The sequence below is a fragment of the Pelagibacterium sp. H642 genome (assembly GCF_031202855.1).
GTDB lineage: Bacteria > Pseudomonadota > Alphaproteobacteria > Rhizobiales > Devosiaceae > Pelagibacterium.
This window is the reverse complement of sequence record NZ_CP101829.1, coordinates 829,963-852,080: the sequence shown is the minus strand read 5'-3', so window position 1 is coordinate 852,080 and position 22,118 is coordinate 829,963. Positions and strand designations below refer to the sequence as shown.

The 22,118-nt window shown below is 62.7% G+C and carries 26 protein-coding genes and 1 tRNA gene; 22 read left to right on the top strand and 5 right to left on the bottom strand.

Features of this window, described 5'->3' with window-relative positions; genetic code table 11:
- Positions 1-7: 7 nt before the first annotated feature.
- The 15 genes from hisD (at position 8) to NO934_RS04190 (ending at position 11,628) form a co-directional block, all read left to right on the top strand.
- Positions 8-1,300, top strand: a complete 1,293-nt coding sequence (hisD, locus tag NO934_RS04260; RefSeq protein WP_309162473.1) for a histidinol dehydrogenase — start codon at positions 8-10, stop codon at positions 1,298-1,300.
- Positions 1,300-2,259 carry a UPF0262 family protein gene (locus tag NO934_RS04255; protein ID WP_309162472.1) on the top strand — a complete coding sequence of 320 codons (960 nt, stop codon included), beginning with the start codon at positions 1,300-1,302 and terminating at the stop codon, positions 2,257-2,259. The genes hisD and NO934_RS04255 overlap by 1 nt, the downstream gene beginning before the upstream one ends.
- 135 nt (positions 2,260-2,394) lie before the next feature.
- On the top strand, positions 2,395-2,613 hold the full coding sequence (infA, locus tag NO934_RS04250; protein ID WP_014327290.1) for a translation initiation factor IF-1: 219 nt from the start codon (positions 2,395-2,397) through the stop codon (positions 2,611-2,613).
- A 9-nt stretch (positions 2,614-2,622) separates the two neighbouring features.
- Complete coding sequence (locus NO934_RS04245) at positions 2,623-3,264, top strand: Maf family nucleotide pyrophosphatase (protein ID WP_309162468.1); 642 nt, start codon at positions 2,623-2,625, stop codon at positions 3,262-3,264.
- Position 3,265: 1 nt separating this feature from the next.
- Complete coding sequence (gene yacG, locus NO934_RS04240) at positions 3,266-3,478, top strand: DNA gyrase inhibitor YacG (protein ID WP_309162466.1); 213 nt, start codon at positions 3,266-3,268, stop codon at positions 3,476-3,478.
- 158 nt (positions 3,479-3,636) lie between these two features.
- Positions 3,637-3,712: transfer RNA gene (locus NO934_RS04235), tRNA-Phe, on the top strand.
- A gap of 88 nt (positions 3,713-3,800) precedes the next feature.
- Positions 3,801-4,805 carry a LysR family transcriptional regulator gene (locus NO934_RS04230; RefSeq protein ID WP_309162464.1) on the top strand — a complete coding sequence of 335 codons (1,005 nt, stop codon included), beginning with the start codon at positions 3,801-3,803 and terminating at the stop codon, positions 4,803-4,805.
- 68 nt (positions 4,806-4,873) lie between these two features.
- Complete coding sequence (gene pqqA / locus NO934_RS04225) at positions 4,874-4,999, top strand: pyrroloquinoline quinone precursor peptide PqqA (protein WP_309162463.1); 126 nt, start codon at positions 4,874-4,876, stop codon at positions 4,997-4,999.
- Positions 5,000-5,026: 27 nt separating this feature from the next.
- On the top strand, positions 5,027-5,917 hold the full coding sequence (pqqB, locus tag NO934_RS04220) for a pyrroloquinoline quinone biosynthesis protein PqqB (protein WP_309162461.1): 891 nt from the start codon (positions 5,027-5,029) through the stop codon (positions 5,915-5,917).
- Positions 5,918-5,922: 5 nt separating this feature from the next.
- On the top strand, positions 5,923-6,678 hold the full coding sequence (pqqC, locus tag NO934_RS04215) for a pyrroloquinoline-quinone synthase PqqC (RefSeq protein ID WP_375143290.1): 756 nt from the start codon (positions 5,923-5,925) through the stop codon (positions 6,676-6,678).
- Between the two features lie 29 nt (positions 6,679-6,707).
- On the top strand, positions 6,708-6,992 hold the full coding sequence (pqqD, locus tag NO934_RS04210; protein WP_309163649.1) for a pyrroloquinoline quinone biosynthesis peptide chaperone PqqD: 285 nt from the start codon (positions 6,708-6,710) through the stop codon (positions 6,990-6,992).
- A 3-nt stretch (positions 6,993-6,995) separates the two neighbouring features.
- Complete coding sequence (gene pqqE, locus NO934_RS04205; RefSeq protein WP_309162458.1) at positions 6,996-8,210, top strand: pyrroloquinoline quinone biosynthesis protein PqqE; 1,215 nt, start codon at positions 6,996-6,998, stop codon at positions 8,208-8,210.
- Positions 8,200-9,183, top strand: a complete 984-nt coding sequence (gene pip / locus NO934_RS04200; RefSeq protein WP_309162457.1) for a prolyl aminopeptidase — start codon at positions 8,200-8,202, stop codon at positions 9,181-9,183. The genes pqqE and pip overlap by 11 nt, the downstream gene beginning before the upstream one ends.
- A gap of 103 nt (positions 9,184-9,286) precedes the next feature.
- The gene (locus tag NO934_RS04195; RefSeq protein WP_309162456.1) at positions 9,287-11,074 is read left to right on the top strand and encodes an SLC13 family permease; all 1,788 of its coding nucleotides are present in this window, start codon (positions 9,287-9,289) and stop codon (positions 11,072-11,074) included.
- Between the two features lie 56 nt (positions 11,075-11,130).
- The gene (locus tag NO934_RS04190; protein ID WP_309162453.1) at positions 11,131-11,628 is read left to right on the top strand and encodes an MgtC/SapB family protein; all 498 of its coding nucleotides are present in this window, start codon (positions 11,131-11,133) and stop codon (positions 11,626-11,628) included.
- Here the strand turns inward: NO934_RS04190 and NO934_RS04185 are convergent, their stop codons facing one another.
- Positions 11,629-12,006, bottom strand: coding sequence for a response regulator (locus tag NO934_RS04185; RefSeq protein ID WP_309162452.1), 378 nt, complete (start codon positions 12,004-12,006; stop codon positions 11,629-11,631).
- Positions 12,007-12,231: 225 nt separating this feature from the next.
- Between NO934_RS04185 and NO934_RS04180 the strand changes: the two genes are divergently transcribed.
- Positions 12,232-12,453: a hypothetical protein gene (locus NO934_RS04180; protein WP_309162451.1), complete on the top strand. Its 222-nt coding sequence runs from the start codon at positions 12,232-12,234 to the stop codon at positions 12,451-12,453.
- A 30-nt stretch (positions 12,454-12,483) separates the two neighbouring features.
- Positions 12,484-13,407, top strand: a complete 924-nt coding sequence (locus tag NO934_RS04175; RefSeq protein ID WP_309162450.1) for an aminoglycoside phosphotransferase family protein — start codon at positions 12,484-12,486, stop codon at positions 13,405-13,407.
- 2 nt (positions 13,408-13,409) lie between these two features.
- Here the strand turns inward: NO934_RS04175 and glpK are convergent, their stop codons facing one another.
- Positions 13,410-14,900 carry a glycerol kinase GlpK gene (glpK, locus tag NO934_RS04170; protein WP_309163648.1) on the bottom strand — a complete coding sequence of 497 codons (1,491 nt, stop codon included), beginning with the start codon at positions 14,898-14,900 and terminating at the stop codon, positions 13,410-13,412.
- A 130-nt stretch (positions 14,901-15,030) separates the two neighbouring features.
- On the opposite strand from glpK, the gene NO934_RS04165 reads away from it, so the two are divergent.
- Together NO934_RS04165 and NO934_RS04160 are read left to right on the top strand one after the other, a co-directional pair.
- Complete coding sequence (locus tag NO934_RS04165) at positions 15,031-15,966, top strand: AEC family transporter (protein WP_309162449.1); 936 nt, start codon at positions 15,031-15,033, stop codon at positions 15,964-15,966.
- Between the two features lie 93 nt (positions 15,967-16,059).
- Positions 16,060-16,245, top strand: a complete 186-nt coding sequence (locus NO934_RS04160) for a YegP family protein (protein WP_309162448.1) — start codon at positions 16,060-16,062, stop codon at positions 16,243-16,245.
- Positions 16,246-16,251: 6 nt separating this feature from the next.
- Here the strand turns inward: NO934_RS04160 and NO934_RS04155 are convergent, their stop codons facing one another.
- Positions 16,252-16,605 (bottom strand): cupin domain-containing protein, encoded by a 354-nt coding sequence (locus NO934_RS04155; RefSeq protein ID WP_309162447.1) that lies wholly within the window; start codon positions 16,603-16,605, stop codon positions 16,252-16,254.
- A 326-nt stretch (positions 16,606-16,931) separates the two neighbouring features.
- On the opposite strand from NO934_RS04155, the gene NO934_RS04150 reads away from it, so the two are divergent.
- Positions 16,932-18,584: an alpha glucosidase gene (locus NO934_RS04150; RefSeq protein ID WP_309162445.1), complete on the top strand. Its 1,653-nt coding sequence runs from the start codon at positions 16,932-16,934 to the stop codon at positions 18,582-18,584.
- A gap of 4 nt (positions 18,585-18,588) precedes the next feature.
- Here NO934_RS04150 and NO934_RS04145 read toward each other — a convergent pair whose 3' ends face one another.
- A complete protein-coding gene (locus NO934_RS04145) occupies positions 18,589-19,638 on the bottom strand; it encodes an AbrB family transcriptional regulator (RefSeq protein ID WP_309162443.1) in 1,050 nt (349 codons plus the stop codon).
- 8 nt (positions 19,639-19,646) lie between these two features.
- Positions 19,647-20,813 carry a M20 aminoacylase family protein gene (locus NO934_RS04140; RefSeq protein WP_309162442.1) on the bottom strand — a complete coding sequence of 389 codons (1,167 nt, stop codon included), beginning with the start codon at positions 20,811-20,813 and terminating at the stop codon, positions 19,647-19,649.
- A 122-nt stretch (positions 20,814-20,935) separates the two neighbouring features.
- On the opposite strand from NO934_RS04140, the gene NO934_RS04135 reads away from it, so the two are divergent.
- A complete protein-coding gene (locus NO934_RS04135; RefSeq protein WP_309162440.1) occupies positions 20,936-21,550 on the top strand; it encodes a class I SAM-dependent methyltransferase in 615 nt (204 codons plus the stop codon).
- Positions 21,551-21,651: 101 nt separating this feature from the next.
- Positions 21,652-22,104 carry a DoxX family protein gene (locus NO934_RS04130; RefSeq protein WP_309162439.1) on the top strand — a complete coding sequence of 151 codons (453 nt, stop codon included), beginning with the start codon at positions 21,652-21,654 and terminating at the stop codon, positions 22,102-22,104.
- The last annotated feature ends 14 nt before the right edge of the window (positions 22,105-22,118 follow it).

Below are 22,118 nucleotides of genomic sequence, written 5' to 3'. Positions count from 1 at the left end.
CGGTTACATGCCTACCATTCTTTCGAACGCCGAACCCGGCTTTGCCGAGGCTTTTGAGACTCTACTCGCCTCCAAGCGCGAAGCCTCGGTCGAGGTCGGCGACACGGTGGCTGCGATCATCGCCGATGTGCGCAAGCGCGGTGATGCTGCCCTGATCGAATTGACCCGCAAGTTCGACGCGCTCGAATTGACGCCGGAAACCATGCGGTTCTCTCAGGCTGAAATCGACGCTGCCTACCAGGCCGTCGCGCCGGAAATCCGCGATGCGCTGGTTCTGGCGCATCGGCGCATCAAGGCGCATCATGAAAAGCAAAAGCCGGTCGATCACACCTATACCGACGATATCGGGGTGACGCTGGGCAGCCGCTGGACCGCCGTCGAGGCGGCGGGGCTATATGTGCCCGGCGGCCTGGCCTCCTATCCATCCTCGGTCCTGATGAACGCCATCCCCGCCAAGGTGGCCGGGGTCGAGCGGCTGGCAATCGTGGTGCCCACGCCTCGGGGCGAGGTCAATCCTGCCATTCTGGCGGCGGCCAAGATCGCTGGGGTCGATGAGATCTATCGGGTGGGCGGCGCCCAGGCCATTGCGGCGCTGGCGTTCGGCACCGAAACGATCGCGCCGGTCGCCAAGATCACCGGGCCGGGCAATGCCTATGTCGCTGCCGCCAAGCGGCAGGTGTTCGGCACCGTGGGCATCGACATGATCGCCGGGCCGTCCGAAGTGCTGATCATCGCCGACGCGTCGGCCAATCCCGCCTGGGTCGCGGCCGACCTTTTGGCACAGGCCGAGCACGGGGCAGGGGCCCAGTCGATCCTTTTGACCACCGATCCCGCCCTGGGCACGGCCGTCGCTGCCGAGGTGGAACGCCAGCTCGGTACTCTGCGCGCTCCCGACAATGCCCGCGCCGGTTGGGAAGAGTTCGGCGCCATCATCACCGTTTCGAGCCTCGAGGACGCCATTCCGCTCGCCAATCGCATAGCGTCGGAACATGTGGAACTGGCGCTCGATGATCCCGAGCCGCTGATCGGAAAAATCCGCAATGCGGGCGCGATCTTTGTCGGCCACCACACGCCCGAGGCTGTTGGCGATTATGTCGGCGGCTCCAATCACGTTTTGCCAACGGCCCGCTCGGCGCGGTTCGCGTCCGGGCTCGGCGTGCTCGACTTCATGAAGCGCACCTCGATATTGGGTTGCACGCCCGCTGCGCTCGCCGAGCTTGCCGATGCCACTGTCACCCTGGCGGAAACCGAAGGGTTGCAAGCCCATGGCCGGTCGGTTTCGATAAGGCTCAATACCTGATGGACAAGCGGCCCTTCGATCCGCAAAAGGACAGGATCGTCACGGTCACGCTCGACCCCAACACCATCACTTCGGTCGATCCCGACGAGGTCCATGAATGGCGCGTCGCGAGCTACGACCTGGTGGATTCCAACCGGTTCTATCCGGCGCGGGTTACCGCGCAGGGGCCGTACGCGCTGCACCTGTCCATCGTGGGCAACCACATCGTGCTCGACGTGCGGCACCCTGAAACCTTCTCGCCGATTGCCGCGCACTACCTGTCGCTGACCCCGTTCCGCAGCCTCATCCGGGATTATTTTCGCATCCGCGAAAGCTATTACGAGGCCATCCGCTCGGCTTCGACCTTCCAGATCGAGGCCGTGGACATGGGCCGGCGCGGGCTGCACAACCAGGCCGCCGAACTGCTGATCGAGCGGCTCGACAACAAGCTGGTGATGGATCTGGAAACCGCCCGGCGGCTGTTCACCCTCATCTGCGCCGTTCAGCCTTATGCTGCGCGTATTCCCGAGCAGGACAGCCAACTGCCCACCGTCCTGTTCGTCTGCTCGATGAATTCGGTGCGCTCGCCCATCGCCGCAGCCTTGGCCCGCAAGCATTTCCCCGGCCGGCTTATCGCGCGTTCTGCGGGCGTGCGTTCGGGCAAGGCCGATCATTTCGTCCATCAGGTGATGGAGGAGATCGGGGTGGATATGTCGGTCCATACACCTCACACCATGGACGAGTTGATGGCATCGCATTTCGATGTCGTCGTCACCCTGGCCGAGGACGCACGAAAAGCGGTGGCCGAGCGCGGGCTGGAGGCCGAGGTCACCGAACATTGGCAAGTTGCCGATCCGTCGGAAGTCGAAGGCACGCGCGAGGTGGCGCTTGCCGCCTACCGCGATTTGCGCGATGACCTCGACAAGCGCCTGCGCTCCGCGCTCGAACCGCTGCTGGAAAGAGCAGACAAGTCCGGCTGACGCGGGGACTTTCAATTATCGGCGTTTGCGTTTAGTTTGCGCGCCAAATCGCGCCCCGAAGCGGCTGGAGCCGGTTCCTCGCAAAGGAACGGGCCGGCACCGCAAGAATGCCCCGGGGCATCATCAGGAGAAAGAATGGCAAAGGAAGAAGTGCTCGAATTCCCGGGCGTGGTCACTGAATTGCTCCCCAACGCGACCTTTCGCGTCAAGCTCGAGAACGATCACGAGATCATCGCCCACACCGCTGGCCGCATGCGCAAGAACCGCATCCGCGTTCTGGCGGGGGACAAGGTGCTCGTCGAAATGACGCCCTATGACCTCACCAAGGGCCGTATCACCTACCGTTTCAAATAGAGCAGCGCCTTGTCCAGCAGACGCCCCGAACTGATCCTCGCTTCGGCCTCGCCGCGTCGGCTCGCGCTCTTGAACCAGATCGGCATCGAGCCCGATCATCTGATTCCCGCCCATGTGGATGAAGCGCCCGAAAAGGGTGAGCTGCCGCGCCGTCTGGCGCAGCGGCTGGCTCACGCCAAGGCCGTGGAAGTCCGTAAGAAAGCGCGCCAGGCCGGATTGGCGTCCGGCGCGCTGATCCTGGCCGCCGACACCGTGGTCGCCGTTGGGCGGCGCATCCTGCCAAAGGCCGAAACCATGGATGAGGCGGCAGGCTGCCTGCGGCTGCTTTCGGGCCGCGCGCATCGCGTTTTCACCGGGCTTTGCGTGATTTCGGCCTCCGGCCAGGCACGCGAGCGGCTTGTCGATACGCGCATCCGCTTCAAGCGGCTTTCCAACAAGGAAATCGAAGCCTACCTGGCGAGCGGCGAATGGAGCGGCAAGGCGGGCGGCTATGCCATCCAGGGCATTGCCGGAGCTTTTGCCGTCAAGATGAGCGGTTCATACTCCGCCGTCGTCGGCCTTCCGCTGTTTGAAACCGCCGCGCTTCTGACCGGCGAGGGATACCCGGTCCAGTTCAACTGGCTCAATCCGGCGTCGCTTCCGGGGGTCTGAGATGGCCAACACCAACGTCACCCGCCTGCGGACGCCTAAGCCGTGCCCGATCTGCGGAAAACCCTCGGTCCAGCAATTCCATCCCTTCTGTTCGGCGCGCTGCGCCGATGTCGATCTCAATCGCTGGCTCAAGGGCAGCTATGTCATTCCCGGCGGCCGGAGCGACGACGATGCCGACAAAAGCGGGCGGATCGACAGTGAGGACGAGGAGTAAGCGCCTGTCAGAGCGGCTGTTTTCCTGACCTGGCATTGCATTGACGACAAAATCGTCGCGAAGGTGGAAAATTCGTCGCGAGGTGCTGGACAGCCCCGACGGGACTGCCTATAACCCGGCCACCAACGACGGGGCCGCAGCGCCCCTGGAACAGGCAAGCCCGGGTAGCTCAGTTGGTAGAGCAGCGGATTGAAAATCCGCGTGTCGGTGGTTCGATTCCGCCCCCGGGCACCACCACTCCTTCCCATGCCGACCATTTAATCTTGAATGTGCCTGCCCGATCGGCAACACATGGGGATTGCCCTTGCTTCGCGTCCTCACAATGAACAAGCTCTCCACAAGCCTGCATACCGAAATCTCGCTGCACCAGCTCCGGATCTTCACCGCCGTCGCGCATGCGGCGACGCTGACCGAGGCGGCAAAGCAGCTCGGGATTGCCCAGCCTTCCCTTTCGCAACAGCTTTCGCGGCTGGAAACCTTGGTCGGCACCCGGCTTTTCAATCGCCGTCCGGGTGAGATGGAGCTGACTGAAGCGGGGCTATACCTGCTGCCCAAGGCTGAGCATGTATTGCGCGGCATGCGCGACCTCGAGGATGGGCTGATGCAGTATACGACGGGTCGTCGCATGACGATCCGGCTTGCCGGCATCACCTCGGTGCTGAGGATCCTGTTGCCCGGCGCGCTGAAACGGGTGCGCGAGATTTTTCCCGAGATCGATTTCGACATCCAGGACAGGGCGCCCGCCGATATCCTCGAACTGCTCTATGAGCGGCGCATTGCGCTGGGATTGCTGGCGGAAAACTCCATGGTCGCTTCGGGCGCCGGGTTTTCCCAAGTTCCCCTTTTGACCGATGCGCATGTGCTTGCCGTTCCCGATACGCTCGATCTCTCCGGCGTTATCGATCCCCGGCGCCAGCTCAGCGCCGATCAATACGCTACGCTCAACCAGTCGATCCAATTCTCGTTTGGCACCCAGCATACCAAGCGGGTGCGAAACTGGTATGAGCGGCTGTTTCCCGATCATGCGGTGGTCGCCCAATGCCGCAGCTTCGAGGTGGCCACCGAATTGGTGCGCGCCGGGGCAGGGGTGTGCCTGGTGCCGACCCTTGCCGTGCTGCATGGCACCGAGACGCTCAAGGGTGTGCGCCTTTATCGGGTCAATGCCACGGCGCGCCGGATCGTCGCCCTCATTCCTTCGCAATATCAGCGCGTCGAACCCTACAAGAGTTTCATCGAGGCGCTTGAGAAGACGGCGCGCGAGGTTGCACTGCCGGAAACCCTTGGCGTTCCGCCCTTCCTCGATATCGGTCCTCAAGCCCAGTTCTAGACGAGGCGGTTCCATAGCTTTGGACCTATGGGCTCCATAGATTGCGGGCGGGCCCTTCTCTTCGCAGCATGGCCAGCACGGCAATATCGCCGTGTTCTATGAGGAGAAAAGCTATGGCCTGGAACAAGCCCAAGCTCACCGAAATCCCGGTTTCGATGGAAATCAACATGTACGCTTGCGCCAAGCGCAAGTAATCCATTCGCCTGCCGCGGTATCTTCCTATGATCAAGATCATCATACTCGGAGCCGCGGCAGGCGGCGGAGTCCCGCAATGGAATTGCGGCTGCGCCAATTGCCGTGACGCCCGCGAGGGGCGTACTGAACTGAACGCGAATCAGGCCTCGGCTGCGATCAGCGCCGATGGCGAGCACTGGTTCCTCGTCAACGCTTCTCCCGATTTGCGCCAGCAGATCGCCAACACGCCCGCGCTGCATCCGCGCGCAGGCGAGCTGCGGCATTCCCCCATTGCCGGGGTCATTCTCACCAATGGCGAGATCGATGCGATCACCGGATTGCTGACGCTGCGAGAAGGTTCGCCCTTTACGCTTTACGCACACTCTCGGGTGCATTCGATCCTCGCCGCCAATTCGATTTTCAACGCCCTCAAGCCCGGCATCGTGACGCGGGAGACGCTGACCTTGGGCGAAAGCTTCAGCCCGGCTTCCGGGCTCGACATCATGCCCTTCGCCGCGCCGGGCAAGACGGCGCTCTTTCTCGAGGACGAGGAAGAAAGCGATCCGGGCGATACGATCGGACTCAAGATCACCGATCTCTCGACCGGCCGGAGCGTGGTGTTCCTGCCTGCCTGCGCTCAGCTTACCGATGATGTGCTTGACCTCATTGACGGCACGGACGCTGTGTTCTTCGACGGCACGCTCTGGCGCGACGACGAATTGCTGGCGCAGGGACTGGGCAAGAAGACCGGGCAACGCATGGGGCATATGTCCATGCAGGACGTCATCCCAACGCTTGCCGACATGCGGATCGGCCAGAAATTCTTCTTTCACATCAACAACTCGAACCCCGCCTGGCGAACCGATTCGGAAGAGCGGAAAAAGATCGAGGCGGCGGGATGGTCCATTCCCGCCGAAGGGATGGAGATTACCCTATGAACGCGATGTCGGCCCTCACCATTGCCCCCGACACTTCTTTGAACACTGCCGAGGAGCTCGAGGCTCAGCTCCGCCAAATCGGCGCCACGCGCTATCACAGCCTGCATCCCTTTCACCGGCTGCTGCATGGGGGCAAGCTCAATAAGGGGCAAGTGCAGGCCTGGGCGCTTAACCGCTATTATTACCAGAGCACCATCCCCATTAAGGATGCGGTGGTAATCTCGCGCTTCCGCGATCGCGCTACGCGCATCGAGTGGCGGCACCGTATTTCCGACCATGACGGCGACATCGGCAGCGAGGGCGGCATCGAACGCTGGCTCCAGCTGACCACCGGTCTCGGGCTCGATCCCGACTATGTGGAATCGACCGAAGGCATCCTGCCCGCTACCCGTTTTGCGGTGGAAGCCTATGTGCATTTCGTGCGCGACCGGTCCCCGCTCGAAGCGATTGCCTCATCGCTCACCGAACTCTTTGCGCCCAATCTGCATCAGGAGCGCATCGCCGGGATGCTCGAGCATTATGACTTCATCGATCCGACGGTGATGACCTATTTCACCCGCCGGCTCGAACAGGCGCCGCGCGATGCCGGCTTTGCGCTCGATTATGTCAAGGAACACGCCAGGACGCCCGAGGAGCGGCGGCTGGTCTGCAATGCGTTGATCTTCAAGACCAACGTGCTCTGGGTGCAGCTCGACGCGCTTTATCATGCCTATGTGGACGGGCACGTCCCGCCCGGCGCCTTCGTTCCGGAAAAGCCGTGATGGAAGGCGCACCCGCAGCACGCCGCCGCATGGCGGTTTCGCTTGAAAGCGTCCCCAAGCTGGCGCGGGGCGTCAAACTGCGGTTCGACGAAACGCGCGGACGCTGGGTGCTGCTGGTGCCCGAACGGGTGCTGGCCCCCGACGAGATCGCCGTCGAAGTGCTCCAGCTTTGCGATGGTGAGCGCAGCGTTTCGGGCATGGTGGACGTGCTCGCCGCCAAATATGCGGCGCCTGCCGAAGAGATCGGCACCGACGTGATCGACATGCTTCAGGACCTGGCCGATTCCGGGTTCCTGATCGAAGCAAGGAGATAAAAGATGAGCCCGACCCTGGATCGCAACAGCCCCGTGCTGGAAGAAGAACGTCTCGATGGCGTGGCACTCCTCGAAGGCGACGGCAAATCGGTCGCCCAGCAATATGGCATTCCGCTCGCCGTCCTCCTCGAACTCACGCACAGATGTCCGCTCCAGTGCCCCTATTGCTCCAATCCGGTGGAAATGGAGCGGGCGCGCAATGAGCTGACCACCGAGGAGTGGAAGCGCGTACTGGACGAGCTGGCCGAAATCGGCGTGCTGCAAGTGCACTTTTCCGGCGGCGAGCCGACCGCGCGCAAGGACATCGTCGAACTCATCCAGCACGCGACGGACCTCAATCTCTATTCCAACCTCATCACCTCGGCGGTGCTGCTTTCCAAGGAAAAGCTCACCGAAATCGCCGATGCGGGGCTGTCCCACATCCAGATCAGTTTCCAGGGCAGCGATGCCGCCAAGGCCGACAGGGTCGGAGGGTTCAAGAACGGGCATGTGAAAAAGCGTGAGGTGGCCCAGTGGGCGCGCGAGCTCGACCTGCCGCTGACGGTCAACGCGGTGATGCACCGGCAAAATCTCGATCAGCTCGAAGACATCATCGCCATGGCCGTCGAAATGGACGCCGACCGCATCGAGGTCGCCAACGTCCAGTATTACGGCTGGGCGCTGAAAAATCGCGCGGCGCTGATGCCAACTATCGAGCAGCTCGACCAGGCGACCGAAATCGTCGAAGACGCTCGTGTGCGGCTCAAGGGCATTCTCGATATCGATTTCGTCATTCCCGACTACTACGCCGAGCGGCCCAAGAAGTGCATGGGGGGCTGGGGGCGGCAGTTCTTCAACATCACGCCTTCAGGCAAGGTGCTGCCCTGCCACGCGGCGGAATCGATCACCGATCTTGATTTCATGTCGGTGCGCTCGAACCATTCCATCGCCTGGATCTGGCACAATTCCGAAGCCTTCAACCGCTATCGCGGCACGGGCTGGATGCCTGAACCCTGCCAGAGCTGCGCCTTCAAGGAGATCGATTTCGGGGGTTGCCGCTGCCAGGCCTTCGCGCTGACGGGCAGCGCCAGCAACACCGATCCGGCCTGCGGCTTTTCTCCGCTGCACGAAAAGATCTTCAAGACGGCACAGACCGAATCCGAAACCGGCTCGACGCGGTTCATCTACCGCAACTTCTCGGGCGGCACACTGGAGGCGGAGCCGGGCGATGCCTCCTGAGGGCGCGGTCTCGGGCGATCTCTTTTCTCCTTTGACCGCGCAGATGCTGCCGGTGGGGGAGGGGCATTCGCTCTATGTCGAAACCGTTGGGCGCGACGATGGCCTGCCGGCGGTCTATCTCCACGGCGGTCCAGGCAGCGGCTGCCAGCCCGGTCATCGACAGCTCTTTGATCCGCGGCGGTTCCGGGCGGTGCTGTTCGATCAGCGCGGGGCAGGGCGCAGTACGCCGCGCCGTTCGCGCAAGGATAACACCACCGCTCACCTTGTCGCTGATATGGAGACGATCCGCGCTGCGCTCGGCATCGAGCGTTGGCTGGTCGTGGGGGGCTCCTGGGGCGCGACACTGGCGCTGGCTTACGCCCAGGCGCATCCCGAGCGGGTGAGCGGCATCGTGCTGCGCGCCACGTTCCTAGGCACCCGCCGCGAACTGGAAACCGCGTTCGGCACGACCCTCTCCACGTTCTACCCGCGGCTCTACCAGGATTTCCTCGACCTGCTCGACCCGGCCGAACGCGCCGCCCCGCTCGAAGCGTACTGGCGTCGAATCCTCGATCCCGACCCGGCAATCCACCTGCCGGCTGTCTGGGCCTGGTACGATGTCGAGCGCACGCTTTCCCAGGTCAACCCGCCCGCCGATCGTCTCGATCTTGAAAAGCGGCTGCAGGGCAATGATCCGTTGCCCGGTTCCCCCTTCATGGAAGCGCATTATTTTTCCAACGATTGCTTCTTGGCCCCCGATCAATTGATGACCAATGCCGGCCGACTGGCGGGCATTCCTGGCCGCGTTATCCAGGGGCGCTACGATCTGCTCTGCCCGCCGGCGACGGCCTACGCCCTCGCCGAGCGCTGGACGGAAGCCAAACTCATCCCCGTGCCCTCGGCCGGCCACGGTCAGACAGAGCCCGGCGTGGAACGGGCCATGCGCGATGCCATAGCCGAATTGGCGCGGTCCATCCTTCCAATGAACGCCTAGCGGCTCTTCCTTTCGGTGCAAAAAGTTTGCTGCGGCGCCGCGCGCCCATTTTCATTGCCGTCCCGCATCAATAATATACCGGCGCACTGAGCGGAGGGCGAACTTGATCGCAACCCTGGTCGAGCCTTATGGCGCGCTGATCGTTAGCGTCGTCATCGTGGCCCTCTTTGTCGCGTTTGCCCGTGAGTGGCGAACGCCGGAAGTCAGCGCGGGCATCGCCCTATCCGTTCTTTTGCTGCTTCGGCTTGTTTCGGTTGAGGACGTGCTTGGCGTTCTCTCTAATTCCGCGCCGGCCACGATCGCCAGCATGTTCGTGATTTCGGCGGCACTGGTGCGTACCGGGGCTTTGGAAGCGTTCGCCCTGCTGTTCAGGAGCGGCGCGAGAAGCCATCCGCTCCGCACGATGGCAATGTTTCTGGTTGCGATCGCGGCCATGTCAGCCTTCATGAACAACACCCCATTGGTGATGCTCATGATCCCGGTGGCCTTTACCCTGTCGCGGGAAATGGAAACATCGCCCTCGCGCCTGCTGATCCCCGTGTCGTTCTCGGCCATACTCGGGGGCACCTGCTCGCTGATCGGAACCTCCACCAACATTCTGGTCGACAGCGTGGCCCAGGAAAACGGCATGGCGCCGTTCCACATCTTCGAAATCGCCCCGCTGGGCGCGGCGCTTGCCGCCGCCGGCATCGTGACCATGCTGCTCTTGCGCAATCTGTTGCCCGAACGGACTACCGTCTCCGCCGTGTCCCATTCGGAATCGAGCAAGAAATTCGTTCTTGAAGCCGTGATCGAGGACAACTCGCCCCATGTCGGCAGGAAGGCCCGCGATGTCGCCGCCTTCAACCGTCCCGACCGCCAGCTTATCGACGTGCTGCGCGCCAATTTCTCGCTGCGCCGCCACATGCATGATGTGGTGCTCCAACCCGGCGACGTCGTCGTGCTGCGCACCTCGATCGCCGAACTTCTCTCCATGAAGGAAGAAGGCAATCTGACGGTGCCCGAGACCGAGCACATGCAATCGCTGGGCACGCGCACGTCTGCCCTCGTTGAAGTGCTTGTGGGGCCGACCGCCGGTATTTTGAACAAGACGCTGCGCCATCTTCGCCTGCGCCGACGCTATGGCATCTATCCCCTGGCGCTTCACAGGCGCGGTGCCAATCTTGCCGAGCGGTTCGAAACGTCGCCGATAGAAGTGGGTGACACACTTCTGATCGAAGGCGCGCCTGAAGATCTGCGGCGGCTGGTGGAAGACTATGATCTGGTCAATGTCGCCGAGCCCAGCGAGCGCGGGTTCCGCCGCTCCAAGGCTCCGATTGCCATCGGCGTGCTCATTGCGGTCGTCGTGGGCGCGGCGCTGGGGCTGATGCCGATCGCGGGGCTCGCCATCATCGGCGCGGCAACCGTGCTCGTCACCCGCTGCGTGGAGGCCGAGGAAGCCGTGCAAGCCGTCGATTGGCGTACGCTGGGCCTGATCGTCGCCATGCTGGGGATCGGCGTGGCCATGGAGAATGTCGATTTGGTCGGAGAGATCGTTCGTGCCATCGCGCCCTACCTGGCGATCTTTTCTCCTCTCTTCGCCCTGGGCGTCATCTATCTGCTATCCTCGGCGCTCACAGAAGCCGTGACCAACAACGCCGTCGCCGTCATCGTAACGCCGGTGGCCATTGGTCTCGCCAACGGCCTGGGCGTCGATCCGCGCCCCTTCGTGGTTGCCGTGATGTTTGCGGCCAGCGCCAGTTTTCTCACCCCCATCGGCTATCAGACCAACACGCTGGTCTATGGCGCGGGCGGCTACAAATTCTTCGATTTCCTTCGCATCGGCGGCGTGCTGAACCTCGTGAGCTTTGCGATTGCCATGGTGCTCATTCCCATCTTCTGGCCGCTCTAGAAAGGAACCGCTCCCGCACGCCCGGCGTTTAGACGCAATCGACAAAGGGCAGTTGGATGGAAGACTTTCTAGCGCTTGGCGGCAATCCCACCCATGAGTCTTTCGGCGTCATTGCAGTCAGGCTATTGGTCGCCGCCATATTGGGGGCGCTGATTGGCCTGGAACGCGAAATCAAGAACCACCCCGCGGGCCTTCGAACCCACATGCTTGTTTCGACCGCGGCGGCTGCCTTTACGGTCATGACCTTCGAGATCTACCACGAAATGGTCGATCTGAGCGCCGATGCCATCGCCCGGCTCGATCCCATCCGCGTCATCGAGGCGGTGACGGCCGGCGTTGCGTTTCTGGCCGCCGGCGCGATCATCCGATCGGGCAGGGGCGATATCAAGGGGCTCACCACCGGGGCCGCGATGTGGATGGCCGGTGCCATCGGGGTTGCGGCGGGTGCCGGCTTTTTCTCGGTCGCCGCTCTGGCCACCGTGCTCGTCCTGGTCATCACCATTCTGCTCGGCCAGTTCGAGAAGCGTTTCCTCGATGACCGCAGGGAAGATTGATCAGGCGGCGAGCGCCATCATCCGCGCGAGCGTATCGATCAGCCGCTGCGGCGTCACCGGTTTGACGCAAACCGGTATTTCGGCAAATTCCGTGCGCAGCACTTCGCGTTCGGGCTGGCCGGTATAGAAGAGGAACGGCACGCCGCGCTTGCGCAGCAGGCTTGCGGCGGGAAACACTTCCTCTCCATTGAGATCGATGTCGAGCATCGCCAGGTCGAGACCGGGCATTCCCACATGGTCGAGCGCCTGCCGCAGCGACGTGCACGGGCCGATCACCTCGGCGCCGGCGTTCGTCAACGTGTCGGCGATGTCCAGGGCAATAAGGAATTCATCCTCGACAAGGAGTATCCTCTTGCCCTCGAGAAGGCGGTCGGTCACCTCGGCTCCCCCAAGCCGTCGTAAAGCAGCGGCGATTATGGCGCGGCCACCTTGCGTGAGGGTTAAGAAGCGCTTGAGATAAATTTATTCAAATGCCAGGCATGTTCTTGGCAGGAACTTCACCACGCTTCGTTACTATTGTGCGCAATGAGGGAACGGCGCTGGTCCGACTCGGCTGCGCTTTCTAACTCATGGGGGCACGCCGAAACGAAACGGAGAAGCCCGATGCCATCCGCATATTTACTGGCCAAGGATCACATCGAGCAGGCGCGCGCCATGTTGGCCAACGAGGTGTGGTTCGACCCGGAAATGGACCACCTCTTTGATGTCGCCCTTGCCCGGCTCAATGCGCTCGATGCCAAGATCTATGACGACAACGTCACGCCCCTTCCGCGGCGGCCGGGCCCCCGCCGGCGCGCTCGCATGATGCCCTGGCTTGATCCGTGAAAGCAGGGAACCAGACGACACGCCCGAAATTTGCTAGAAAGCAAAGGTATCGAACAGATACTGATTCTCTTTCGGCGCGCGCCGACACGCTTTCGACAGGGGGTTCCGATCGGTACCGCACCGCACGACACCGTCCTCAACAAGGCCGCCATTCGCTGGAGCCTTTCCAAACTCACCCTTGTGGGGGAGTCCGCCGAAGCATGGACCTACAAGGTTCAGCGTGACGACAACTCTCCCGCCGCCCTGCGTATTTACAAGGGCGAGACCGGCGATCCCGTCCGGGCAGGCGATCTGCTCGAATGGTATCGCGGCGACGGTGCGATAAGGCATCTGGGCACGTCGGAGAACGCCATCCTCACTGAATGGGCCGAAGGCAAGATGCTCTCGGAACCCGCTCTCGATGGCAAGGATGCCCAGGCGACCAGCGCGCTGGCCAATCTGCTCGGCATGCTGCACGTCAATCGGCCGGACTTGCCGGAAAACCTGGTGCCGCTGCGCGAATACCTCTCCGACTTCTTTGCCGCCGATGTGCGCGTCTGGCCAGATACGGCCCGCGATCTTTACGCCCGCTCGGTGGGTATCGCCTATGCGACGCTCGATAAACCCGCCGCCGAAATCCCTCTGCACGGGGAAGTGCATCACGACCGCGTCGTCCTAGCCGAACGCGGCTGGATTGCGCGCACCCCACTCGGGCTGTTGGGCGACCCGGCCTATGATCTTGCCGCGAGCTTCCTGCATCCCTGGGGCAAGGTGGAATTGGCGGCCGATCCGGTCCGCATCAATGCCATGGCCGACGCTTTTGCCGCCAAGCTGGGCTACAAGCGCAAGCGCATTCTCGCTTTCGCCGCGATCTACGCCGCCAACTCGGCCTGCAAGGCGCTGGCGGTCGGCGGTTCGATCAATTGGCATCTGGCCGTGCTGCCTAACCTTCTGGCGGTTTACGACCTGGCCTAGCGTTATCTCGTAAGCGTTCGGCTCACCGCATCGCGCCAGCCGGCCAGCTTCGCGGCGCGGATCGATTCGTCCATCTCGGGCACAAATTGGCGCTCCAGCGCCCAGCGCCGCGCGAATTCTTCCTGCCCCGGCCACAAGCCCACGGCCTGTCCGGCGAGCCAGGCCGCTCCGAGCACGGTTGTTTCCAGCATCCGCGGCCGATCGACCGGCGCATCGAGGATGTCGGAGAGGAACTGCATGGTGTAATCCGAGGCGACCATGCCGCCATCGACCCGCAAAACCGTTTGCGTGCCGCGTCCGTCCCAATCCTTGTACATCGCTTCGAGCAGATCTGCCGTCTGGTAGCAAACCGCTTCGAGTGCAGCGCGGGCGAATTCTTCCGGGCCCGTATTGCGCGTCAGCCCGAACATTGCTCCGCGCGCCTCCGCGTCCCAATAGGGCGCCCCGAGGCCTACGAAAGCGGGTACGAGATAGACGTTCTGGTTGGGATCGGCATCGATGGCCAACCGCCCGGAATCCGAGGCCTTGCCGATGATCTTGAGACCATCGCGCAGCCATTGCACGGCGGCGCCGGCAACAAAGATCGAGCCTTCCAGCGCGTAGACCGTCTTGCCGCCAATGCAATAGGCGATGGTCGAGAGCAGCCGGTTCTGCGAGCGCACCAGCGTTTCCCCGGTGTTGAGCACGGCAAAGCAGCCGGTGCCATAGGTCGATTTGATCATGCCCGGCGAAAAACAAGCCTGTCCGATCATCGCCGCATGCTGGTCGCCGGCCACGCCGCGAATGGGGATGGCCGCGCCCAGAACGGCTGCATCGGTCTCACCGAAATCGCCGTCGCAATCGATCACTTTGGGCAGCATGGCCTCGGGCACGCCCAGAAGATTCAACAACTCGGGGTCCCACGCACCCTTTTCGATATCGAACAACAGCGTGCGGCTGGCATTGGTGGCATCGGTCGCGTGCACATTGCCGCCGGTCAGCCGCCAGACGAGATAGGTGTCCACCGTTCCAAAGGCGAGTTGTCCCGCCTCGGCCCGCTGGCGCGCACCCTCCATGGTATCGAGCAGCCATTTGACCTTTGTTCCCGCGAAATAGGGATCGAGCAGCAGTCCCGTCTTGCGGGCGACGATATCCTCGGCGCCTTGGGCCTTGAGCTGGTTGCAGATATCGGCCGTGCGCCGATCCTGCCAGACGATGGCGTTGTGGATCGGCTTGCCGGTCTGCCGGTCCCAGACCAGGGTGGTTTCGCGCTGATTGGTGATGCCGATCGCCGCGATGTCATCGGCGCCCAGCCCCGCGCCCCTGAGCGCCCGGCGCATCGACCACACAACCGTTTCCCAGATGTCTTCGGGGTCGTGCTCCACCCAGCCGCTCTGGGGAAAATGCTGCCTGAATTCCTTCTGACCCTGACCCACCACGCTCATGTTCTTGTCGAACACCATGGCCCGGCTCGATGTCGTGCCTTGGTCGATCGCCAGAATGTGGCTGCGCATGGCCATCCCTTCCTCTTTCCCGTTCCGCCAGAACCTGCCGGAAAGCCGTCCGCCCGTAAAGATTGACGCGCGGGACGCAATCGGTATCTGTTAGCCCAACCCGCCCGCCTTGCGCCAAAGCCCCGCCCGCATGCTTTCCGTTCTCAACGTCATCGCCCCCGTCTTCATCCTGATCGGGCTTGGCTTTTTCGCCGTCCGGCTAAAGCTCTATCCGCAGTCGGGCGTGGCTGGGCTGATCGCCTATGTGAACAATTTCGCCACGCCGTGCCTGTTGTTCCGCGCCATGATCGATGTGGACTTCGGAGCGGCGTTCAATCTGGCGATCATCGGTCCTTATTATGCCGGCGCCGTATCGGTGCTGGCGCTCGGGGCGATCTTTGCTGCTCGGCTTTTCAAGCGCAGGCCGGGCGAGGCGGTGGCGGTGGGCTTTTCGGCCATGTTCACCAATACTGTTCTGGTGGGCATCCCCGTCATGCAGCGCGCTTATGGCGACGAGGCCATGCCCATCGTCTATTCCATCATCGGCCTGCATGCGCCGATCCTGATGACGCTAGGCATGTTTGTCATGGAACTGGTCCGGCGCGATGGCGGCAAGGTGACCACCGCGCTTTGGCAGGGCTTGCGGAAGGCGTTCTCCAACCCGATCCTGATCGGCATCGCCTTGGGCCTTGCTGCCAATGCGGCGGGTCTGGAGCTTGGCGGGCTCGCCGATGAAGTGACGCTGCTTCTGGCCGGCACGGTGATGCCGGTGGCGCTGTTCGGCCTGGGCGGGGCGCTCAATGAATACCGGTTGGGCGAGACATGGACGCAGGCCTTGATGACCAGCGGCATGCAACTGATCGTCCATCCCGCGATTGCCTGGCTGCTTATGGTGCCGATCCTTGGCGTCGATCCGCACATTGCCCGCTATGGCGTGTTGCTGGCCGCCATGCCCGCAGGCATCAACGTCTATATCTTTGCCACCTATTACAACCGCGCCACCGACGTTGCCGCCAACACCATCCTGCTTTCGACGTTGCTTTCACTCTTTACCATCACCGGCTGGCTGCTGGTTCTGGGAGCCTGATGGTTCGAAGCGAAGCCGGCCCGTGCCCTGTTGCCCAGCGGCGCGATTTGCGCAATTGTTCCCTTGTTTTGATCACCTACGAGGGCTTTCCCAATGTACAAATTCGAAGTCTATAAAGATAAGGCCGGTGAGTTCCGCTTCCGTTTCCGGGCGTCCAATGGCGAAGCGATGTTCTCGTCGGAAGGCTACAAGGCCAAGGCTTCAGCGATCAGCGCCATCGAATCGATTCGCAAGAACGTGCCTGAGGCTGGGCTCGAGGATCAGACCACCACGGCCTAAGCCCGTTCAAGCGTCGTCCGGATCGAGGAAGGTCTGGATGATGCGTTCGGAGTCGTGCACGCACATCATCTTGAGCACGTCTCCGCCAATATTTTCGAACCCGTGCGGCGTCTCGGGTTCGACGATCATGATATCGCCAGGCCTCGCCTCGACCAGGTCCTTGCCGGCAAAGAACCGCACGGTTCCCTCCTGCACGATCCATGTTTCCGTATAGGGATGGACGTGCAGCCCCACTCGCTTGCCCGGATCGGAAACGACCGCGAAAAAGGAAATCGCCGCGCCATAGGGCGCGCCTTCGAACTTGATGGTCTTGGGCGCATCCTTGGGACGGTCGGCGGCGCGCAGCATGTGGTGAGGCATCGATGTTTCCCGACTCCTGATTGTCGTCACGCGATCAAAATAGCACCATCGTCAGGTGTCAACGCGCAATGGCTCCGCCCGTGCCTAACCCAACAGCCAGAGCGCGATCAGACGGAGATCACCGCCTTCGACGGTCCGAGGATTGAGAGCATGGCCCTGTTCGTCCATTGCCGCGCCGTCCCGTGGTGAGCCGGCGCCTAGCCGGGTTCGCCAATGGCGTCAAGTTCGGGGACTGGCATGCCGCCATGCAACCGTTCGAACCCCCTCGCATTTGTGTGGGGGCCTGTTAAGGTTTGGCAACTGGACGTCTACGAGAGGAACGGCTGATGACTGAATGGTGGCGCGGCGGAGTGATCTATCAGGTGTATCCGCGCTCCTTCCAGGACAGTAACGGCGACGGTGTCGGCGATCTGCGCGGCATTCTGGGACGGCTCGAACACGTCGCCAGTATCGGAGCGGACGCCGTCTGGCTCTCCCCCATCTTTCCCTCCCCCATGGACGATATGGGGTATGACGTATCCAACTATACCGATATCGATCCGCTTTTCGGCTCGCTCGAGGATTTCGATGCCCTGATCGACAAGGCCCATGCCCTCGGTCTCAAGGTCATCATCGATCAGGTCCTCAGCCACACCTCCGACAAGCACCCCTGGTTCATCGAATCCAAGTCCTCCCGCGACAATCCCCGCGCCGATTGGTATGTCTGGGCCGATCCAAACGAGGACGGGACCCCGCCCAACAATTGGCCGTCGGTGTTCGGTGGCCCGGCCTGGGAATGGAATGGCGCCCGCCGGCAGTACTATCTGCACAATTTCCTCATTTCCCAGCCCGATCTCAACTTCCACAACCCCGAAGTCCAGGACGCCATGCTCGCGGCCATGCGCTTCTGGCTCGATCGCGGCGTGGACGGCTTCCGCTTCGATACGGTCAACTACTATTTCCACGACAGCAGGCTACGGAACAATCCGCCCGCGCCACGCGAAAAGGAAACCCCGCTCGAAGTCGACCCCTATGGCATGCAATTGCATAAATTCTCCAAGAACCGCCCGGAGAATATCGGCTTTCTCAAACGCGTCCGCGCCCTGCTCAATCAATACCCCGGCACCACCACCGTAGGCGAAGTCGGCGAGGCGCACCGGGCCATCGAGATCATGGCCGAATACACCGCCGGCGACGATCTTTTGCACATGTGCTATTCCTTCGAGATGCTCGGGCCGTCGTTCTCCGCCGAGCATTTCCGCTCCCGGGTCAAAAAGTTCTTCAAGGGTGCGCCCGATGGCTGGCCGTGCTGGAGCTTTTCCAACCACGACGTCAACCGCCACATGTCGCGCTGGGAATCTCACGCGGTTAATCCCGATACCATGGGGCGCCTGGCGATTGCGCTTTTGAGCTCGCTCAAAGGCTCGATCTGCATCTATCAGGGCGAGGAACTTGGCCTGCCCGAAGCCGAGCTCGAATATTCCGAACTGACCGACCCGCCGGGCCTGCGCTTCTGGCCCGAGAACAAGGGCCGCGACGGCTGCCGCACGCCCATGCCCTGGACAGACGCCCAGTACGGTGGATTTTCCGACGTCAAACCCTGGCTGCCGGTCAAGGGCCCGCATCTCAAGCGCAATGTCGAAGCGCTCGAAGCCGATCCCGGCTCGCTGCTGCATTACTACCGCGCCATCATCCGCTACCGTCGCGACCACCAGGCGCTGGTCGACGGCGACATCAGCTTTTACAAGATCAGCGAGCCGATCCTGGCCCACGCCCGGATCGGGGAAGACGGGGTGATCCTGTGCGTCTTCAACCTTTCGGCGACCCCGCATGCCGTCTCGATCAAGGGATTGCCCGAGGGGCTGGAGCCGGCAGCGATCTCGCGCGGCGCCGTTCGCGAGGAGAATGCGCTGGCCCTCGAGGGCAACGGGTTTGCCTTTATCGAATGCGGCGCCGGGTTCGATCCCGATACTCTCTCGCTCACCCTGGCCAAGGGGTGAGCCTCTATTGCCCGGCGGCTGCCGCCGCTTTGGCTTCGTTGGCCTTGATCAGCATCACCACCAGCGGAATGGCGAAGGTGAGCATCAGGAGCCGCGCCACGTGATGGGCGGCGATAAAGGCAGTGTCGTAGCCCAAGGCGATCCCCAGCGAGCCCATCGATTCCAGCCCGCCAGGCGAAAGGCCCAGCCAAAGCTGGCCGATCGGCATGGAAACGAAAAAGCTCACGCCGATGGCAAAGAGGGTGGTCACGGCCACCGTGATCGTCGTCGCCACCGTCCCGCCCCAGGCCGCCTGCATGAATTCGGCCCGCGTGATGCCGGCAAAACGCGAGCCGATCAGCGCACCCATGCCGATAAAGGTCAGGTCGATGAACAGGGGCGGCAGCGCGCCGGGAAAATTGCCGGTAAGCTTCATCACCGTCGCAAACAGCATCGACCCCAACACATAGGCGGCAGGTACCTTGAACCGGGTGAAGGCCCAGCCGACCAGCGCGCACCCCGCCGCCACCATGGCGAGCGTGGTGAGCACCATGGGTTCGCTCGAAGCGCCCGAATATTGACCTACCGGCAGGAACAGCGCGCCGATGGGGGCAAACAAGGTCAGCACCGCCACGCGCTGCACCTGAATGATGGTGATCTGCCGCGAATTGCCGATCCCGGTGCTCGCCAGGGCCACGATGAAGGAAAGGTGCCCTGGAAACGAGCTCAGATAGGCGGTTCCCGGATCGAACTTGAACAGCCGGCGCAGCACTACGCCGCACAGAACGACGATAACCACCAATTCCGCCGCCAGCGCCCCAAGGGTTATCGGCCACTGACCGATGAGGGTCAGCGTATCGGGCGCAACGCTCGCACCCATGGAAAGGCCGACGCAAATGAACAGCACGTCCCGCAGCCGCGTGGGCACGAGGGCGGGCAGTCCGATAAGCGAAGCGATCATTACCGCCAACGCTCCGCCCATCAGCATTCCGCCCGGAATGCCCAACGCCCCGAAGGCATAGGCGCCCAGCGCGGACACGATCAGCGTGAGAATGGTGCGGAGCGCTATCTTCATCTCCGCTCCTATTGCGCCGGCAGCGCCCTCTCGGCCAGCCGCACCCAATAGCTCACCCCCAAGGGGATGGCCTCGTCGTTGAAATCATAGGTGTCGGTATGCAGGTCCGAGCTGTCGCCATTGCCGATGAAGATATAGGCCCCCGGCCGGGCATTGAGCATATAGGCAAAGTCCTCGCCGCCCATGGTGGGATCGACATTGGCGACGACCCGTTCCTCGCCCGCCACCTCGCGGGCGATTTCGGCGGCAAAGTCGGTCTGCCGTGGCGCGTTCACGGTCACCGGATATCCCGGCAGCCAGTTGACCGTCGCCCTGGCGCCGAAGGCTTGGGCAAGCTGGGGCGCGAGCCGCTTGATGCCCTCTTCCATCTGTTGGCGCACATCCTCGTCCAGGGTGCGCACGGTGCCGGTGAGGCGTGCGGTGCGCGGAATGACGTTATAGGCCGTTCCCGCGTTGACGGTGGTTACCGAGAGCACGGCCGAGCGGATCGGATCGACATTGCGCGACACCAGCGTCTGCAGCCCGGTAATGAGGTGGGCGGCAACGATCACAGGATCGGTGGCCAGATGCGGCATGGCCGCGTGCCCGCCATGGCCTTCGATGTCGATGGCGAACTGGTCGGTCCCCGCCATGATGCCGCCTTCGCGGATGGCGAATTCGCCCAAGGGGATGCCCGGCATGTTGTGCATGCCGAACACTTCGGTAATTCCGAAACGTTCCATCAGCCCATCCTGGACCATGGCGCGCCCGCCCCCGCCACCTTCTTCGGCCGGCTGGAAGATGACGACCACCGTGCCGTCGAAATTGCGCGTTTCCGCAAGATATCGTGCCGCGCCCAGCAGCATCGCTGTGTGTCCGTCATGCCCACAGGCATGCATCTTGCCGGTATTGGCCGATGCATAGGGCTTGCCCGTCTGCTCGGTGATGGGCAGCGCGTCCATGTCCGCGCGCAGTCCGATCACCTTGTCCGAACTGCCCTTGCCCTTGATGATTCCCACAACGCCCGTGCGCCCCAGCCCGGTCACCACCTCGTCGACGTCGAACTCCCGGAGCTTGCTTTCGACGAAGGCTGCGGTGTCGTGAACGTCGTAGAGGATTTCGGGATTGGCATGGAGCTGCCGGCGCCACGCGGTGATTTCAGCGTGGAATTCGGCAACGCGGTTGAGAACGGGCATGAAGGAACCAGAAAGGAGAAAAAGGTAAAGCCAGTGTCTGCGCCCCGGCCAGGTCCGTCAACGCCTCTTGTGCGCCGCGATGCCGGGAGCTATGCCCCGGACATATCCCCTCGGATCGAGCAATGCCAGACCCCGGACGTCAAAACGAAAAACTCGTGATCGACTTCGTCGGCGGCGCCGTAGGCTTTCGCTTCCGCGCCGGCGAGGGCAGGGGGCAGCCGCTCGCCCGCGCTGTGGGTTTCAAGGGCAGCGTCGTCCCCAGCATCGTCGATGCAACCGCCGGCATGGGGCGCGATGCGTTCTTCCTCGCCTCGCTGGGCGCCTCGGTGACATTGATCGAGCGCAGCTCCGAGGTCCATGCCGCACTCGCCGAGGCTATGGTTAGGGCCGCAGCCCATAGCGAAGACCTTGCCGCGATCACCGGGCGCATGACCCTCATCCATGGCGATTCCCGCCTCTTGCTGCCCGAACTCGCACCGGAAGTGGTTCTGGTCGACCCCATGCATCCCGAGCGCACAAAATCGGCCCTGGTCAAAAAGCAGATGCGCGACCTGCGCGATATCGTGGGCGCCGACCCCGACGCACGGGAGTTGATGGCGGTGGCCTTGGCCAGCGCCACCCGCCGCGTGGTACTCAAATGGCCGCTGCGCGCCGCGCCCATCGACGGCCTGCGCAAGCCCAGCCACCAGATCCTGGGCAAGACCACGCGCTATGACGTGTTCGTGACCGGAACATAGCCGGTCCGCGCGCCAGATTGCGGTTTTTTAACTTGAGTTAGTTTCTCGGTTGGCGATCGTGTGCGGTGGGAGGACAACCCCCTCGCAAAAGGACCGCCAGCATGACTGAAACGATTTCCCAGCCCCAGCCCCGCTTCATCGTTCCCGCGCTCGCCAGCATCTATGCGGCCGGCAAGCCCATTTCCGAGACGCTGATGCGCGTCTTTGCCGGCGCGGCGCTCGTCGTCCACGGCTGGCCCAAGATCAACGACCCTATGGGCATGGCCGGAATGGTCGAGGGATTGGGGTTCGTTCCCGGCGTCTTCTGGTCGCCGTTACTGGCCATGACCGAATTCTTCGGTGGCATTCTTCTCATCCTGGGCCTGCTCACGCGCCCGGCGGCCTTCGCCACCATGATCGTTCTTCTCGTCACCGTTTACGCCCACTGGATCGCCATGGATCAGGGCTGGTCGGGGGCGGAGCTCTCGATTCTGTGGTCGACGATCCTGTTCTATTTCGTCATGCATGGCGGCAATCGCTTCTCGGTCGATGCCATGATCGGACGCCAGTTCTAATAGGCTCCGCTTTT

Coding starts and splice junctions, on each gene's coding strand:
- NO934_RS04150 (WP_309162445.1), top strand. CDS start 16,932: ATGACTGAATGGTGGCGCGGCGGAGTGATCTATCAGGTGTATCCGCGC.
- NO934_RS04155 (WP_309162447.1), bottom strand. CDS start 16,605: ATGCCTCACCACATGCTGCGCGCCGCCGACCGTCCCAAGGATGCGCCC.
- pqqE (WP_309162458.1), top strand. CDS start 6,996: ATGAGCCCGACCCTGGATCGCAACAGCCCCGTGCTGGAAGAAGAACGT.
- NO934_RS04190 (WP_309162453.1), top strand. CDS start 11,131: ATGGAAGACTTTCTAGCGCTTGGCGGCAATCCCACCCATGAGTCTTTC.
- NO934_RS04135 (WP_309162440.1), top strand. CDS start 20,936: ATGCCAGACCCCGGACGTCAAAACGAAAAACTCGTGATCGACTTCGTC.
- NO934_RS04230 (WP_309162464.1), top strand. CDS start 3,801: ATGAACAAGCTCTCCACAAGCCTGCATACCGAAATCTCGCTGCACCAG.
- NO934_RS04255 (WP_309162472.1), top strand. CDS start 1,300: ATGGACAAGCGGCCCTTCGATCCGCAAAAGGACAGGATCGTCACGGTC.
- pqqB (WP_309162461.1), top strand. CDS start 5,027: ATGATCAAGATCATCATACTCGGAGCCGCGGCAGGCGGCGGAGTCCCG.
- yacG (WP_309162466.1), top strand. CDS start 3,266: ATGGCCAACACCAACGTCACCCGCCTGCGGACGCCTAAGCCGTGCCCG.
- pqqA (WP_309162463.1), top strand. CDS start 4,874: ATGGCCAGCACGGCAATATCGCCGTGTTCTATGAGGAGAAAAGCTATG.
- glpK (WP_309163648.1), bottom strand. CDS start 14,900: ATGCGCAGCCACATTCTGGCGATCGACCAAGGCACGACATCGAGCCGG.
- hisD (WP_309162473.1), top strand. CDS start 8: ATGCCTACCATTCTTTCGAACGCCGAACCCGGCTTTGCCGAGGCTTTT.
- pqqC (WP_375143290.1), top strand. CDS start 5,923: ATGTCGGCCCTCACCATTGCCCCCGACACTTCTTTGAACACTGCCGAG.
- NO934_RS04180 (WP_309162451.1), top strand. CDS start 12,232: ATGCCATCCGCATATTTACTGGCCAAGGATCACATCGAGCAGGCGCGC.
- infA (WP_014327290.1), top strand. CDS start 2,395: ATGGCAAAGGAAGAAGTGCTCGAATTCCCGGGCGTGGTCACTGAATTG.
- NO934_RS04140 (WP_309162442.1), bottom strand. CDS start 20,813: ATGCCCGTTCTCAACCGCGTTGCCGAATTCCACGCTGAAATCACCGCG.
- NO934_RS04160 (WP_309162448.1), top strand. CDS start 16,060: ATGTACAAATTCGAAGTCTATAAAGATAAGGCCGGTGAGTTCCGCTTC.
- NO934_RS04145 (WP_309162443.1), bottom strand. CDS start 19,638: ATGAAGATAGCGCTCCGCACCATTCTCACGCTGATCGTGTCCGCGCTG.
- NO934_RS04165 (WP_309162449.1), top strand. CDS start 15,031: ATGCTTTCCGTTCTCAACGTCATCGCCCCCGTCTTCATCCTGATCGGG.
- pqqD (WP_309163649.1), top strand. CDS start 6,708: ATGGCGGTTTCGCTTGAAAGCGTCCCCAAGCTGGCGCGGGGCGTCAAA.
- NO934_RS04130 (WP_309162439.1), top strand. CDS start 21,652: ATGACTGAAACGATTTCCCAGCCCCAGCCCCGCTTCATCGTTCCCGCG.
- pip (WP_309162457.1), top strand. CDS start 8,200: ATGCCTCCTGAGGGCGCGGTCTCGGGCGATCTCTTTTCTCCTTTGACC.